Here is a 14,138-nt window from a genome sequence, read left to right as displayed (position 1 = left end):
GGCGGTAGAAGAGGGCGCCGGCGGGGTGGGGCTCGCCACCCAGCAGCAGCTCGGCACCTGCTGCGACCGATTGCCGCACCAGCTCGGCGACCTTGCTGGCTGCAGCCGGGTTGATGAGCGGGCCGATCTGGGTGCCTTCACTCATGCCATCTCCGACCTTGAAGGCGGCAACGGCGGCAGTCAGCTTCTCGGCGAAGGCGTCATAGACGCTGGCCTGCACCAGAATGCGGTTGGCGCAGACGCAGGTCTGCCCGGCGTTGCGGTATTTGGAGGCGAGCGCCCCGGCCACGGCAGCGTCGAGATCGGCGTCGTCAAAAACGATAAAGGGAGCGTTGCCGCCCAGCTCCAGCGAGAGACGCTTCATGGTGTCGGCGCACTGGCGCATCAGCAGCTTGCCGATGCGGGTCGAGCCGGTGAAGGAGAGCTTGCGCACCACCGGATTGTTGCACAGCTCGTTGCCCACCGCGCTCGGCTGATGGCTGGTGACGATATTGATGACCCCGGCGGGGATCCCTGCCTGCTCGGCTAGCACTGCCAGCGCCAGCGCGCAAAGCGGTGTTTCGGCGGCAGGCTTGATGACGATGGTGCAACCGGCGGCCAGCGCCGGGCCCGCCTTGCGGGTGATCATGGCAATCGGGAAGTTCCACGGGGTGATGGCGGCGACGACCCCGACCGGCTGCTTGATGGTGGCCAGCCGGCGATCGCCGCTAAAGCCCGGGATGGTGCGGCCATAGGCACGCTTGCCCTCTTCCGCGAACCACTGGATGAAGCTGGCGCCGTAGGTCACCTCCCCTTTGGCTTCCGCCAGCGGCTTGCCCTGCTCGCAGGTCATGATGCGGGCCAGCTCGTCGCTGTGGGCGGTGATGGCGGTAAACCAGGCGTAGAGCTTGTTGCTGCGCTCCTTGGCGGTCAGCGCCGCCCAGGCGGGTTGCGCCGCGTGGGCGGCCGCGATGGCGCGGCGGGTATCCTCTTCATTCATGTCGGGCACCTGAGTGATCACGGCACCGGTAGCCGGATTGGTGACCTCGAAGGTGCGGCCGCTGGCGGCCTCGCACCACTGACCATCTATATAGGCGCGGGATTTGATCAAGCTTTGATTGGAGCTGGTAGCGGACATGGCAAGCCTCAATGGTGAAACCTGGCAGCAAGGTGGCGATGATGCGGCTCATCCTGTGGTGCTGCCGTATAAAATAATAAGCACAGGGAGACCATAAATTGAGCTGAAATGTTTTTCAAGTGTTAAATATATTTGAATTGTTGGTGTGCTGCATGCTAGAAAATGGGCTGTGTAGCGCAGTTTACCCCGATCCGGTGGCTTGGTGTGATGGTTGGGGTGTGCAAAATAATTAACGATGTGTGTGTAGCATCGCAAACAGTCAGGGATGGTGCTGGTCCGCTATTTTAACCAGAGGGAAGAGGGAGATGACCCATGTTGCGGGAGTGCCGACAGAAGATGAGAGGGGGCCTGCCATGAGCGGGTCACAGAGCAGTGCCCGTACCATGGGCGAGCGGTTGGCGGCAGTGCGCCACCAGCTGGGGCTCTCCCAGCGGCGGGCTGCGGAGTTGAGCGGCCTGACCCACGGCGCCATCTGCATGATAGAGCAGGACAAGGTGAGCCCCTCGGTGGCGTCGTTGCAAAAGCTGCTCACCGTCTATGGCCTGCCGCTGTCGCGCTTTTTCGCCGAGGAGGAGAGCCGCCCCTGCAGCGTGGTGATCAAGGCTGAACAGCTTATCGAGCTGGGCAGTCAGGGGGTCTCGATGAAGTTGGTGCACAACGGCAACAACCGCCGCCAGCTCGGCTTTATGCTGGAGACCTATCCCCCCGGCACAGACACCGGCGGGCAGGTCAAGCATCAGGGGGAGGAGGTCGGCACTGTGCTGGAGGGGTCGGTGACCCTGACGGTGGCAGGCCAGAGCTATCAACTCGAAGCGGGCGACAGCTATGTGATCGACACAGGCGAGCCCCACAGTTTCAGCAATCCGTCGGGGCAGACCTGCCGCATCGTCAGCGCCCACACCCCGGCGAGCTTTTAATCCTGACAGTAGTTTGGCAACAGAACCGGTAAGGAAACAGGGATCATGACCGAACATGTAAACAGTTACTACGCAGCCAGCGCCAATAAACACGCGCCCTACCCGACATTGACCGAGCAGCTGGAGTGCGATGTCTGCGTCATTGGGGCGGGTTATACCGGCCTCTCCAGCGCCCTGCATCTGGTAGAGAAGGGCTATAAGGTGGTGGTGCTGGAGGCCGCGCGAGTCGGCTTTGGCGCCAGCGGCCGCAACGGCGGCCAGATCGTCAACTCCTACAGCCGCGACATCGACACCATAGAAGCGAACTGCCCACCGGATCAGGCTAGGCTGCTCGGTTCCATGTTGTTTGAGGGGGGCCAGATCATCCGTGAACGGATCAAGCGCTACAACATCCAGTGCGACCTGCAGGAGGGGGGCGTCTTTGCCGCCGAGACCGAGAAGCAGCTGCACGAGCTCAAGGCGCAGAAGGCGCGCTGGGAGAAGTGGGGCAATGAGCAGCTGGAGCTGCTCGATGCCAAGGGGGTGCGCGAGGTGGTCGCGAGCGATCGCTACGTCGGCGCCCTGCTCGACAAGAGCGGTGGCCATATTCACCCTCTCAATCTGGCACTGGGCGAGGCGGAAGCGATCCGCATCCAGGGGGGGCAGATCTTCGAGCAGTCCGCCGTCACCAGCATCACCCCGGGTCAGCCGGCGCTGGTCAAGACTGCCAAAGGAGCGGTGAAGGCGCGCTTTATCGTGGTGGCCGGCAACGCCTACCTCGGCAATCTGGTGCCGGAACTGGCCAGCAAGAGCATGCCCTGCGGCACTCAGGTGATCGCCACCGAAGTGCTGGGAGAGGAGCGGGCCCGTTCACTGTTGCCACAGAACTACTGTCTGGAGGATTGCAACTACCTGCTCGACTACTACCGCACCTCCGGCGATCACCGGTTGATCTATGGCGGCGGCGTGGTCTATGGCGCGCGGGATCCGGCGGATATCGAGCGGTTGATCATCCCCAAGATGCTCAAGACCTTCCCGCAGCTGGCCGACGTCAAGGTGGAGTACACCTGGACCGGTAACTTCCTGCTCACCCTGTCGCGCCTGCCGCAGTTTGGCCGTATCGGCCCCAACATCTACTACATGCAGGGCTACAGCGGCCACGGCGTCACCTGTACCCATCTGGCGGGCAAGCTGCTCTCCGAGGTGTTGAGCGGTCAGGCGGAGCGCTTCGATGCCTTTGCCAAACTGCCGCACTACCCCTTCCCGGGGGGCCGCCTGTTCCGTATCCCCTTCACCGCCGCGGGTGCCGCCTGGTACACCCTGCGCGATCGGCTGGGGGTATAAGGGCCGCCCAGCGAGAAATGTGTGCTGGTGGTTGCCGCTTAGCGAGCGCAGATGCCAGCACAAACCGGAAACAACAAGGCCACCGCGAGGGTGGCCTTGTTGTTTCTCAAACTGCAGCGCACTGTTTAGCTGTAGAAGGCTTCAACGGTGCCCTTGAGCTTGATCAGGATGGGCTGACCACGACGATCCAGCGCCTTGGGGGAGGGGATCTTCACCCAACCTTCGCTGATGCAGTACTCTTCGACGTCGGTGCGCTCTTTGCCGTTCAGGCGAATACCGATCGGATGCTCAAAGCAGGCCGCCACATAGTGGGGGCTGCGGGGATTGCAGGAGAGGTGATCCGGCAGTGCCGGCTTGGTGCTGGTATCGCTCATGGCTATGACCCGAAATGGATATAAAGTGGGCCATTGTAGAGAATGGCGTCATGGCATTCAAGGCGACGCCTACCCGCACTGCCGCAGTATGTCAGCAATCAGCCAGTGTTCGTAACTTCAGATGCCCCGCTGCCAATACATGACGATCTCGGCGTGGCCGCTATGCTCGCATATTCTCTGCACCTCCTCGCGAAAGCCGTTGCGTGAGTAGAAGCGCCGCGCCTGTTCATTTTCGGCGTAGACGGTGAGATCAAGTCGCTCATGCCGGGCCTTGAGATGGTCGAGCAGCTGGCGACCCAGACCCAGTGATTGCAAGCTCGGGGCGATAAAGAGTGCGGCAACAGCGCCCTGATGCCAGGAGATAAACCCCGCCAGCTGCCCCTGTTCCTCATAAACCCAGCTCTCGCTGGCGGGCAGATAGATATCCCGCATTGCCGTGCGTTGCGCATGCCAGAAGTCGGCGGGAATAAAGTCGTGGGCCTTGACCGAGGCCTGATACCAGAGCTCGACTGCGGTATCGAGATCGGATGCGGATAATGGGCGGATCATAAGTCTTCAATCGTTGAAGGTGGAAAAGAGGCGAGGGGCTACGGCTATTCGCCAAGTCCCGTCACGGTATAGTGTCTCTCGACATTGACCGTGATCTCCCCCCAGCGGGAGGCTTTGACCCGGGCCTGATGGGCGGCAAAGGCGGCGGGATCGCGAAAGGTCTCGCAAACCTCGAAGCGGCAGGGGTTGAGTCTGCTTTGCGTAACCTCGAACTGCAGGCAGCCATGTTCCTGTCTGGTCAGCTGGATATGGTGATCAAGTTCCCCGATGACAGCAGGTAAATCGGATGCAGGCACAATGATATAACCGGTTAGCACAACCATATTTATCTCTTTGGTGGGCAACATTGTTGGATGTATTGTTGAATCAAGGTCGGATGTTTTTATTTTCTGTGAACTCACCCTATCTCTCTTTATATTGTAAATGTCTGGCCAGCACCAAATAAATTAAATTTATAAAGCCTGGGAGCTACATGGTGGTTACCGATATCTGCTGGAGTTTAGGTTGGTGCGGACTGGACTGGCGAATAAAATATCCAATGCACTCTTCGTCGCTCTCATCGAGACAGATTAAAAACTGGTCTTCCGACGGCGAAAATTTCAGATAGTAGACGTAGTCGGTATCCTCATTCTGTGACATATCCAGGCAGTCTTTGCCACCATTTTCATTGAGAATATGTTCTTCAAGTCGGTAAAATCCGGAGGCAGATGGCTCGCGCTCAATAATATAGGATGATTCGATCTGCTGTTGATTTGACGAGGTATAGAGGCGGCCATCCGCCCGGAAGTCGTACTCTTCATAACAGCTGGTATCGGCAAAATTGAGGCGCCATACTCCGATAACCGGATGGGCATCGTTGTTTATGGTCGTAAGGTTCTGGCCTGCATGGAGATTCATGCTGAAGAGAATGGAGAATATAGCTGCTGTCTTGTTCATCTGGTCATCCCTGATATCCATGCGCTGTTATTGAGCCTTGCTTGCCAACGTAGCGTTTATCCAGTTACCGCAACGCCTTGTGCGGATTTTCCCATTTCCAATGACGCAAAGTCGGGCAATCATCGGCTGGAAACACCTCTATGGCTTTTCTACAAGACTCTTATTGTGCGCGTTTACACGATGAAAAGTTATCAAAAATTATCAAAAATCTTTAAAACCAGCGGCCTGTCACACTGCGTAAAGCCAGAGCTGGCGCCGCTGGCGGCGCTCATCGGTCATATTGACTATTAACGGGGTATTTTCTTTTATATTTTATAATCCAAATTGCCTTGCTGAATATCGCAACATCAAATTATCTTTGTCTGGCCGCAGCAGGTCATGACAAGCGACCAACATCAATACCGATGGATATGTTATCGCTTATTTCTGTCTCCTCCGTGCAAAATCAACATAGATGCAGAAGCTGGAGTTTTTATGAACTGGTATTTTCGTGCAATTCAGAGATTTTCTGATTTCAAAGGACGGGCATCGCGCAAAGAATAGCAAAGAATATTGGATGTTCGTTCTTATCAATATCGTTATTTGTGTCATCCTCTCGCTGCTGACCAAACAGCTGGATTATGGCTACAAACTGATGGGCGTATATGGTCTCTTTATCATTGTGCCCTGCTGGGCATTGAGCGTGCGCCGTCTGCACGACATCGGTCGCAATGGCTGGTTTTTGCTGCTGGGATTAATCCCGATTATCGGCCCGTTGATGGTGCTTTTTCTCAAGGCAAAGCGCGGTAATCCCTATTCAAATCGTTATGGTGCAGTCCCTTTTATCTGAAAAAAGATCGACAGAAAGCTCTCCCGTGTAGCAAGCAGGCCGGACGAAATGAGATAGTCCGGCCTCTTTTATTGGCCGCTTACAAGCGTTTGCGAGAGGGGATATCACATATTGCCGATGGTCATTTTTCTGCCATATCAATATGTCGAAAACCGCTTGAAGTGCCAGCGCCGGGTTATTGATCGTTGCCCGCATCCAGCGGGAAGGCGAACAGATCCCGGCGGTAGGTCTCGACCACCAGACTGAACGGCGTGCCATCGTCCCGTGAAAGCAGGGCGCGGTGCTGCAATACCTGCTCGGGGATGGTCAGCGGTGCCGTGCTGGTGGCAATGACGGGCATCTTCATCTCCCAGCCAGCCGGCAGGGGCGCCCAGAGCAGGGTGGAGGAGAGGGTCTTGCGGCTGAAGTTGAGCGCCTTGACCGCGAGCCCGAACGGGGTATCGCTGCTGTCGAGCAGCTGGTTCATTTCCGGAGTGAGTCGGCTTTTGACATACCAGTTGTCCGCTTCCGAGAAGATATGGTCGCCGCAGGCGAGCTGTACCCGACGATAGCCTACCGGCTCATCGGCACCGATCTTGAACAGCTCGCGGGTGGCGGCATCGGCTGGTTTGCGTGTTGTCTGGTCACGCAGGGCGCGAATGCGCGGCTCGCCCGCCATCTTGTGGTCGGCGCACCAGTTTTGCAGGGTGACGGTAGCACTCGGGTTGCTTAGCAAGGTGGCGTTGAGGGTTTGCAGCAGGGCCTGTGCCTTGAGACGGGTCATAGTGCCATCTTGCCAGCCGGCCGGGGCTTTCTCCTGCGCCTGTACGGCGCCGTGGCAGAGCAGTGCGGCCAGCAATAGCATTCGGATCTTCATGTTTTCGTTACCTTTCCCGATTTTTGTGACGGGATTGTAACATCGAGGGACATGAATGCGACCAATATGTGGTCTGATCAGCGCAGGGTTGCGGGCCCCCAAACAGCCCACAACCCAGAGGTGTTGAAGGGAGGTTGGCTGAGGATCAGGGCAGATCCAGGGTAAAACGGGCTCCACCCAGCGGGGACTCATCCACCTGGATCTGGCCGCCGTAGCTGTGGACGATTTCGGTCACTACCGCCAGACCGATGCCTTGGCCGGGGGAGCTGTCGGCCCGCACACCGCGCTGGAAGATCTGTTCGGATTTGGCCTCGTCGATGCCGGGGCCATCATCTTCCACCTCGATGCGCAAGCGCTCGAGATGGCGGCGCAGGGTCACCCGCACCTCGCTGATGGCAAACTTGCAGGCGTTGTCGAGCAGGTTGCCCATCAACTCCATCAAGTCCCCCTGCTCACCATGGAACAGGGCGTCGTCGTCAAAGTGAAACTGGGTTTGCAGCTTCTTGTGACGGTAGACCTTGGTCAGGCTGGCGAGCAGCTTCTCGATGAGCGGCACCGGCTCGGTGCCCTTGCTGGCAAGACGCTGACGGCCGGTGACGGCGCGTCTGAGCTGGTACTGGATCATCTGATCCATGGTGAGGATCTGTTCGTTGATGTTGTCGTGGATCTCCCGGCCCAGCTCCAGCTCGCGGGTGGTCATCTGGATCAGCGCCAGCCGGGTTTTCAGACTGTGGGCGAGATCGTTCAAGGCGTGCTGGTAGCGCTGGGTTTGCTGCCGTTCGTTCTCCAGCAGCTGGTTGACCGACTCGGTGAGCGGGGTAAGCTCCTGCTCGAAGTCGCTGGAGAGAGAGTCGAGTTTGCCGGAGCGAATGTTATCGATCTGGCGGGCAATGGTGCGCAGAGAGCCGAGGCTCCAGTAGGTGGTGAGCAGCAGCAGGCTGGCCAGCAGCATGTAGGCGAGCACCGCCTGACGGGCGATATGACCGAGATAGGCGATGGATTCAGCGTGATAGCGCTTGGCCGAATCGATCATCACCACGTAGTAGGCGGTGGTGCCAGTGCCGGGGTTGCGGATAAAACGCAGGCTGTAGACGAAGTAGCTTTCGCCGTTCTTGATGGTGTGCTTCTTGAAGAAGTAGTCGAGATCCATCCCCCCCAGATACTGCATCAGGTCGCCGCAGATGGTCTCCTTGGCCTTGATCACCTCCGGCATGTGCAGGCTTGACCAGATCCGTTCACCATCGGCGCGGCAAATCAGGGTATCGAGGTCAGCATCCCCGGCATTGCGGGAGATGTGGCTGAGATCGGTAGGGCCGCCATTGCTCGGCTCGGTCGAGGAGAAGAGTTTGGCCAGGTTCTCCTGCATCCGGGCGCTCGCCTTCTGGGTCTGCTCCTCGACATGGCCGAGGTAGAGGGCATAGACGGCAAACCCCATGCTGAGTGCGATCACCAGCAGGGAGCTGAGCAGCAGCTTGATGTGCAGCGAGCGGCGCAGCACCCGCACCATCCGCAGTAGCGGGCAGAATCTCATCAGTTGCATGACAGGTTGAAGATATAACCCTGACGGCGGATGGTGGAGATGGGTTGAATCGTCCCCTCCGGATCCAGTTTCTTGCGCAGGCGGCTCACCATGACCTCGATAGTGTTGGGGTCACCTTCGCCATCGCCGTAGAGCTGGTCGAGCAGCTGCTGTTTGGAGACTACCTGACGGGCATTGCGCATCAAGTACTCCAGAATGAGGTATTCGAAGCTGGTCAGCACGGCCACTTCACCGGCAATGGTCAGCTCCTTGCGGGAGAGATCGAGCTCGTAGTCGCCCGCTTTCACCCGCGGAGAGATAAAGCCGGCGCTGCGGCGTACCAGCGCGTTGAGGCGAGCCAGCAACTCATCCTTCTGAAACGGTTTGACCAGATAGTCATCGGCACCTGCTTCCAGTCCTTCCACCTTGTCCTGCCAGTTGCCACGGGCGGTGAGGACGATGATGGGAAAGGGGATCTGCTTTTCGCGCAGCTCGCGGATCAGTTGCAGGCCATCCATATCGGGCAGACCCAGATCGATGATGGCCACATCGATGGGGTAATCCGTTGCATAGTGCTGCGCAATCCCTGCCTGATCGGTGCTGTAGACCTGATTGTCTGCTTCGGTCAGCAGAGAGGAGAGGTGGTGATTGAGTAGCTTGTCGTCTTCGACCAGGAGAATTTTCATGGTGTGTGCGGCGGTCATAGGGATCCAAGCAGTCAATTAGAAGATGTTCGCTATGCGGAGTCAATCCGTATCCTAATACCTCCCGCCTGTATCGGGACTGAATCACCCGGGCTTCAGAGTTTCCTCCGATTGGTCGTCTATCCCGAGCATGTTGTTATCGATGGCCATCGCATCGGCGTTTGCTGGCTGGCCATGCTGCAAAGGGTGTGGTGATGAGAGAGATGGCCATCAGGTGGCGATGCCACCTGCAGGAGCGGGAGCGTAGCGACCTTCTCTATCTGGTCTGGCTCTGCTGGGGGGCAGCACTGCTGCTCTATGTGCTGGGGTCGGATGCCTATTTATGGCCAGTGGCGCCCATGCCGCTGGTTCTGCTTGTCTGGTTGGGGGAGAAATTCGGAATGTTTGGACGAAAAGCCAAGAGCGAGGGCTCAGTGCCGGAAAAGGCAACTGTTATCGCCGCAGGTGCCCGTTTCAAGGGGGAGTTGCAGCTTGAGGGGGATCTGGAGGTGCGTGGTGTGCTGGTCGGCACCATAGTGCTGAGCGACGGGATCCTGCGCATCATGGCGGGTGGCCGTGTCGAGGGAGAGGTGAAGGCTCCCCACGTCATCATCAATGGCCTGCTGGATGGTGCCTGCTCTGCCGCCGAAGTCGAAATACTCGAGAGTGGCCGCATGCAGGGGACGTTCAAGGGGGGCAGCCTCTCCATCAGCAAGGGGGGCAACTTTATCGGTCATTCTCGTCCGGATGAGAGCTCTGCCAGCTCTCCTGCAGCACTACCAGCCAATCAGGAGCTGGAGAGCGTGCCCGTCGAGGGGAAAGGAAATGTGAAGGCGCTGGCCAAAGAGGGTCGGAGCAAAGGCAGCGAGCCGTTGGCCAAGCAGGCGTGATGGATGCTGGATAGCAAGAGGGGGCCATGATGGCCCCCTCTTTTGTCTGTCGACAACGTCTTAGCTGCGGCGCGGCGGCAGCATATTGGTCAGGGTGTTGTCCTTGAGCACATGGTGATGGAAGAGGGCGGCCACAGTGTGCAGGGCGATCAGGGCGTAACCCAGGTTGCCCAGGGTTTCATGCACCTCCTTGATAAACCCTTTGGCGTCAGGGCTCGGCGCTATCAGCGCAGGCAATTCAAACCCGAAGAAGGGGATGGGCTTGCCGGCGGCGCTCAGCAGCAACCAGCCACACAGCGGGGTCAGAATCAGAAAGCCGTAGAGGGCGATATGGGCCAGCTTGGCCAGTTTGTGCATCAGGGGGGAGAGCTCGGGCACGATACGCGGCGTCGGGCTCATCCAGCGCAGGGCCAGTCTGACAAAGACCAGTGCAAAGATCAGCAGCCCCAGCATGAAGTGCCACTCCTTCATCAGGTCTCGACCCGGGTCTCCTTTGGGAAAAATGTCGCGAAATTCGATCAGGGCATAGACGGCGATCATGGCCCACAGGGTCAGCCAGTGCAGCCCGAGACTCAGGGTGCCGTAGCGTTGTTCACTGTTCATCAGCATGGTTGGTTTCCTTCAGTCAAAGAGTCACATCCGTGTGGCATCTCCCGATGAGCGAAACGATCGGAGGAGGCCAGCTCCATTGGCGACGCCTGCCGGATGCACACAGGTGCAGGCCGGGCGCCCGTTAGAGGAAAATCGTCTGTATTTTCCGCATGATACTGCCATGGAGATGGTATCACTGCCGGCTCGTTGAGGAGCTGATCAATACCACACAATTTACAGGTTAATTAAACCGTGAGCAGTGTGAAGCGCCCGTGAAAAGATCTGCCTGACCCTGATGGTCAGGCCGGTTCGATGGCAATGACCAGACAGGCGGGCTCGCTGATCCGGAAACGGACGTTGCAGTTGAACAGCCGCACGCCGTACTCCTTCTCGTCCGGCTTGCCCTTCTTGTAGGCAGGGCGAGGATCCTGCGCCAGCACTTCGCTGATCAGCTGGCGCAGCTCGGGGTAGCGCTGGCTCCACGTTTGCAGCTGCAACTCGGTGTCCGGGCTGAAGCTCACCGCCAGCGGCGGGGTCGGGGCATCGGGGGCAAAGCCGCCACGGGCCTCCGGCAGGCTGTCGGCATAGGGAATATAGGGTTTGATATCGACGATGGGAGTGCCATCGAGCAGGTCGACGGCCCCCAGCTCCAGCCAGAGTTTGCCGCGCTCGCGGCCCACCCCGTGCAGTTCGACCACCGAGAGGCCGAGCGGATTGGGACGAAAGGTGGAGCGGGTAGCAAAGACCCCGACCCGCGCGTTGCCGCCCAGGCGTGGCGGGCGTACCGTCGGATTCCACCCCTGCGCCATGGTCTGGTGAAAGACGAAGCTGAGCCACAGATGGGAGAACTGCTCGATGCCACGCAGCACGTCCGGCTGATCGTAGGGGGGGAGCAGCTCGAGGCGGGCACGGGCCGATTTGACCAGGCCGGGCTGGCGCGGAATGGCGAACTTCTCCTTGTAGGGAGAGCGGATAATCCCGAGGGTGTCGATTTCGAACTTCATGGCGGATCCTGGCTGAAAACCCTGGCAATTTAGCACATGCAGCCCCAAAACGCAGGCTTCCCCGCGCGGCTCCCTCGCCGCCTGCTGCCGTGATCCCCGTCCCATCCCGGTATATCGAGGGCTGTGCCTTGGCGCCAAGTTGCGTAGGGTGGGACAAACAGGAGGGCGGTGCTGGCTCGCCACGGTGCGAAGACCGCAACAGTAAGCCGGATGGGGAGGGAGAGGGATGAAACTGCTGATTATCGGTGGCACCGGATTTTTGGGGCGCCACCTGACTGCGCTGGCGCTTGATTGGGGTCACGAGGTGACCCTGTTCAATCGCGGCCATCACCAGCATCCCGACTGGCGGGAGCTGGAGCAGCTCACCGGTGATCGCAATGGCGATCTGGGTGCGCTGCAGGGAGAGGGGCGGCAGTGGGATCTGGCCATCGACACCTGCTGCTATCGGCCAGAACAGGCGGAGAGCCTGTCGATGGCCCTGCTCGGGCGCTGCGAGCGGCTCATCTTTATCTCCACCATCAGCGTCTATCGCGACTTTGCCCAATCCGGAATGGATGAATCAGCTCCCCTGCATGCCACCGGTGCGGGCGAGCAGCCCGAGGAGTATGGCCCGCTCAAGGTGTTGTGCGAAGAGGAGTATCGCACCCGCTGGGGTGAGCGGCTCTGCATCCTTCGCCCGGGCGTATTGTGTGGCCCCCATGATCACACCGGCCGTATGGCCTGGTGGGTGAAGCGGGTGCAGCAGGGTGGACGCTGGCTGTTGCCGGGGGAGGGGCAGGATCGACTGCAGTATCTGGATGTGCGCGACTGCGCCGAGTTTGTGCTGCGGGCGGCCGAGCAGCAGTTGACGGGAGTTTTCAATCTGGTCAAACCGGGTATTGCGCTGGCAGATTGGGTCGAGCGGTTGGCGGCGAGAGTGGGGACGGCTACGCCCATTGACGCTGAGTGGGCGCCCTGGCAGGCACTGCTCGCGGCCGGTGTCGAGCCCTGGCAGAGCTACCCGACCCTGCTGCCCAATATGTTGCCGGAGTATGCCGGTTATGGCCGCCTCAGTGCCGAGGCGGCCATCGTGCACGGTCTCAACTTCCGGCCGCTGGAGGAGACGGCCGCCGATCTGGCCGAGTGGTTGGCACGAACGCCGGATGCGGCGGTGGCTGAAGGGATGACCATTGAGCAAGAGATGCTGCTTCAGCAGGTGAGATAGCGCAAGTGCGGATAGACGCGCCATGCAATACCTGAAAACAAGAGGGCATCGTCATGATGCCCTCTTGTTTTTATTTTTACCGGCTGTGCATACGGGGGCTAACGAATGGCTGCACCTGCGGCCGCCAGCAACTCCCGCAAAATGGCCCGATGGCAGCGGGACTCCCGCTCGCAATAGCAACCCACCGACAGATTGGTGGTGTGGGAGAGGGCGGCCAGCAGCGCCAGATCGTGTCTGGCTGCCGGGGTTGCCAGCTCTGCCTTGTATGCCTTGCCGAAGGCAGCCCACTGGGCAGGTGACTCTGCAGCCTGCCCCAGCTTCATGGTTTCGCTGCTGGGTGCGAGGTTGGGGAACCAGACGTCATACCAGTTCTGGCTGGCAAACTCGGTCTTTGGTACGCCGCGGGGCGGGCGACGTACCGTGCCGATCCGCAGCCCCTCGTCGGGGAGGCGGGGCGAGCCGAGACGGACGATGGCGAGTGCCATGAGTCGTTACTTCTCTTCAGCCACTTTCAGCGCCTGACCGTAGCAGATGACCTGCTTCAGGCAGCCGGGGGTATCGCTGAATTCGCTGCACTTGTCGAAGGTGACGCCGTTGCCGCCCATGTCGGCAGCGCGGCGGCGAGCCAGGGTGCGCGCTTCACCGGCGTTGGGCACCGGTTGCTTGGCATCGGCCTGGCACGATTCCCCCTCGACGGTGCCGAGGTAGAGGTAGTTGAGATCGGCCAGCTGAGCTTGCTCGTAAATCCGCACGCTACCGGGTTTGAAGTAGTCGTCGAAGTTCTCTTTATCCAGATTGCTGTTGAAGGCGTAGTTGGCACAGCCGGAGGCAATCAGGGGCATCATCAGGATCAGGCGTTTCATCATCTCGTATCTTGTGTCGGTGATGAGGACAGTAGAAAGGCGCAGGCGCTCCATGTCGGCATCTTGTTGAATAATGAGGGGCCATTATAGGGGTCAGTCGCCTGTGGCGGCCAGCCCCGTTTTGACCCTGAATGTCAGGGTGTGACCGCCATCAGGCAGATATCAGACCGGTGCCAGCCGTTGATGCAGGCTGCGATAGTACTCATCCTCCAGCAACTCCTGATGGGGAGCGCAGAGGCGGATCTGCCCCTCTTCCATCAGGGCGATGCGATCCATCTGCTCCAGCCCCAGCAGGCGGTGGGATATGAGCAGCATGGAGCGGTCGGCTCCCAGGGTGAACAGCAGCGCCATGATCTCCCGCTCGGTCTGGCTGTCGAGCCCCTCGGTCGGCTCATCGAGCAGCCAGAGCGGCGCATCGTGCAGCAGGGCGCGGGCGATGCCGATACGGCGACGCTCACCACCGGAGAGGGGTCGGCCACCGTC

At 59.5% G+C, this 14,138-nt stretch carries 19 protein-coding genes; 6 read left to right on the top strand and 13 right to left on the bottom strand.

Features of this window, described 5'->3' with window-relative positions; genetic code table 11:
- On the bottom strand, window positions 1–1,117 hold a 1,117-nt coding region (locus AACS24_RS06050; RefSeq protein ID WP_108572718.1), incomplete at its 3' end, for an aldehyde dehydrogenase family protein.
- 353 nt (window positions 1,118–1,470) lie between these two features.
- Between AACS24_RS06050 and puuR the strand changes: the two genes are divergently transcribed.
- Together puuR and AACS24_RS06040 are read left to right on the top strand one after the other, a co-directional pair.
- On the top strand, window positions 1,471–2,034 hold the full coding sequence (puuR, locus tag AACS24_RS06045; protein WP_108572716.1) for an HTH-type transcriptional regulator PuuR: 564 nt from the start codon (window positions 1,471–1,473) through the stop codon (window positions 2,032–2,034).
- 45 nt (window positions 2,035–2,079) lie between these two features.
- Window positions 2,080–3,357, top strand: coding sequence for an NAD(P)/FAD-dependent oxidoreductase (locus tag AACS24_RS06040; RefSeq protein WP_033113332.1), 1,278 nt, complete (start codon window positions 2,080–2,082; stop codon window positions 3,355–3,357).
- A 125-nt stretch (window positions 3,358–3,482) separates the two neighbouring features.
- Here AACS24_RS06040 and AACS24_RS06035 read toward each other — a convergent pair whose 3' ends face one another.
- The 4 genes from AACS24_RS06035 to AACS24_RS06020 form a co-directional block, all read right to left on the bottom strand.
- Entirely contained in the window at window positions 3,483–3,731 is a 249-nt protein-coding gene (locus AACS24_RS06035; RefSeq protein WP_005338226.1) for a DUF3297 family protein, read from the bottom strand.
- Between the two features lie 117 nt (window positions 3,732–3,848).
- Window positions 3,849–4,280 carry an N-acetyltransferase gene (locus AACS24_RS06030; RefSeq protein WP_108572714.1) on the bottom strand — a complete coding sequence of 144 codons (432 nt, stop codon included), beginning with the start codon at window positions 4,278–4,280 and terminating at the stop codon, window positions 3,849–3,851.
- Between the two features lie 44 nt (window positions 4,281–4,324).
- Window positions 4,325–4,603 (bottom strand): putative quinol monooxygenase, encoded by a 279-nt coding sequence (locus tag AACS24_RS06025; protein ID WP_258223118.1) that lies wholly within the window; start codon window positions 4,601–4,603, stop codon window positions 4,325–4,327.
- A gap of 145 nt (window positions 4,604–4,748) precedes the next feature.
- A complete protein-coding gene (locus AACS24_RS06020) occupies window positions 4,749–5,216 on the bottom strand; it encodes a hypothetical protein (RefSeq protein WP_146181464.1) in 468 nt (155 codons plus the stop codon).
- On the opposite strand from AACS24_RS06020, the gene AACS24_RS06015 reads away from it, so the two are divergent.
- Both AACS24_RS06015 and AACS24_RS06010 read left to right on the top strand, forming a co-directional pair.
- The gene (locus AACS24_RS06015) at window positions 5,166–5,507 is read left to right on the top strand and encodes a hypothetical protein (protein ID WP_146181463.1); all 342 of its coding nucleotides are present in this window, start codon (window positions 5,166–5,168) and stop codon (window positions 5,505–5,507) included. The two genes, AACS24_RS06020 and AACS24_RS06015, sit on opposite strands and share 51 nt — an antisense overlap.
- A 265-nt stretch (window positions 5,508–5,772) precedes the next feature.
- On the top strand, window positions 5,773–6,045 hold the full coding sequence (locus AACS24_RS06010) for a DUF805 domain-containing protein (protein ID WP_181364330.1): 273 nt from the start codon (window positions 5,773–5,775) through the stop codon (window positions 6,043–6,045).
- 175 nt (window positions 6,046–6,220) lie between these two features.
- On the opposite strand, the gene AACS24_RS06005 is transcribed toward AACS24_RS06010, so the two are convergent.
- From AACS24_RS06005 to AACS24_RS05995, 3 genes are all read right to left on the bottom strand, one after another.
- Complete coding sequence (locus AACS24_RS06005) at window positions 6,221–6,901, bottom strand: hypothetical protein (RefSeq protein ID WP_108572710.1); 681 nt, start codon at window positions 6,899–6,901, stop codon at window positions 6,221–6,223.
- A gap of 145 nt (window positions 6,902–7,046) precedes the next feature.
- Complete coding sequence (locus AACS24_RS06000) at window positions 7,047–8,441, bottom strand: ATP-binding protein (RefSeq protein ID WP_375124629.1); 1,395 nt, start codon at window positions 8,439–8,441, stop codon at window positions 7,047–7,049.
- Window positions 8,432–9,106, bottom strand: a complete 675-nt coding sequence (locus tag AACS24_RS05995) for a response regulator (RefSeq protein WP_033113361.1) — start codon at window positions 9,104–9,106, stop codon at window positions 8,432–8,434. Before AACS24_RS05995 ends, AACS24_RS06000 begins: the two co-directional genes overlap by 10 nt.
- Window positions 9,107–9,318: 212 nt before the next feature.
- On the opposite strand from AACS24_RS05995, the gene AACS24_RS05990 reads away from it, so the two are divergent.
- The gene (locus tag AACS24_RS05990; RefSeq protein ID WP_108572706.1) at window positions 9,319–9,993 is read left to right on the top strand and encodes a bactofilin family protein; all 675 of its coding nucleotides are present in this window, start codon (window positions 9,319–9,321) and stop codon (window positions 9,991–9,993) included.
- A 60-nt stretch (window positions 9,994–10,053) separates the two neighbouring features.
- Here the strand turns inward: AACS24_RS05990 and AACS24_RS05985 are convergent, their stop codons facing one another.
- Window positions 10,054–10,602 (bottom strand): cytochrome b, encoded by a 549-nt coding sequence (locus AACS24_RS05985; RefSeq protein WP_033113337.1) that lies wholly within the window; start codon window positions 10,600–10,602, stop codon window positions 10,054–10,056.
- A 281-nt stretch (window positions 10,603–10,883) separates the two neighbouring features.
- On the bottom strand, window positions 10,884–11,588 hold the full coding sequence (gene tsaA / locus AACS24_RS05980; RefSeq protein ID WP_108572704.1) for a tRNA (N6-threonylcarbamoyladenosine(37)-N6)-methyltransferase TrmO: 705 nt from the start codon (window positions 11,586–11,588) through the stop codon (window positions 10,884–10,886).
- A gap of 226 nt (window positions 11,589–11,814) precedes the next feature.
- Here tsaA and AACS24_RS05975 point away from each other — a divergent pair, with 226 nt between their 5' ends.
- A complete protein-coding gene (locus AACS24_RS05975; protein WP_108572702.1) occupies window positions 11,815–12,792 on the top strand; it encodes an NAD-dependent epimerase/dehydratase family protein in 978 nt (325 codons plus the stop codon).
- Window positions 12,793–12,890: 98 nt separating this feature from the next.
- Here AACS24_RS05975 and AACS24_RS05970 read toward each other — a convergent pair whose 3' ends face one another.
- The 3 genes from AACS24_RS05970 to AACS24_RS05960 all read right to left on the bottom strand — a co-directional run.
- Window positions 12,891–13,277: a DUF488 domain-containing protein gene (locus tag AACS24_RS05970; RefSeq protein ID WP_108572700.1), complete on the bottom strand. Its 387-nt coding sequence runs from the start codon at window positions 13,275–13,277 to the stop codon at window positions 12,891–12,893.
- Window positions 13,278–13,283: 6 nt separating this feature from the next.
- Entirely contained in the window at window positions 13,284–13,655 is a 372-nt protein-coding gene (rcsF, locus tag AACS24_RS05965; protein WP_033113362.1) for an Rcs stress response system protein RcsF, read from the bottom strand.
- Between the two features lie 162 nt (window positions 13,656–13,817).
- Window positions 13,818–14,138, bottom strand: a 321-nt coding sequence (locus tag AACS24_RS05960; RefSeq protein ID WP_258223116.1) for an ATP-binding cassette domain-containing protein, incomplete at its 5' end; no start/stop codon positions are given.

The organism is Aeromonas sp. HMWF016, assembly GCF_963878195.1.
In the GTDB taxonomy this organism is placed as follows: Bacteria; Pseudomonadota; Gammaproteobacteria; order Enterobacterales; family Aeromonadaceae; genus Aeromonas; species Aeromonas lacus.
This window is presented reverse-complemented; position numbering and strand designations above follow the sequence as displayed.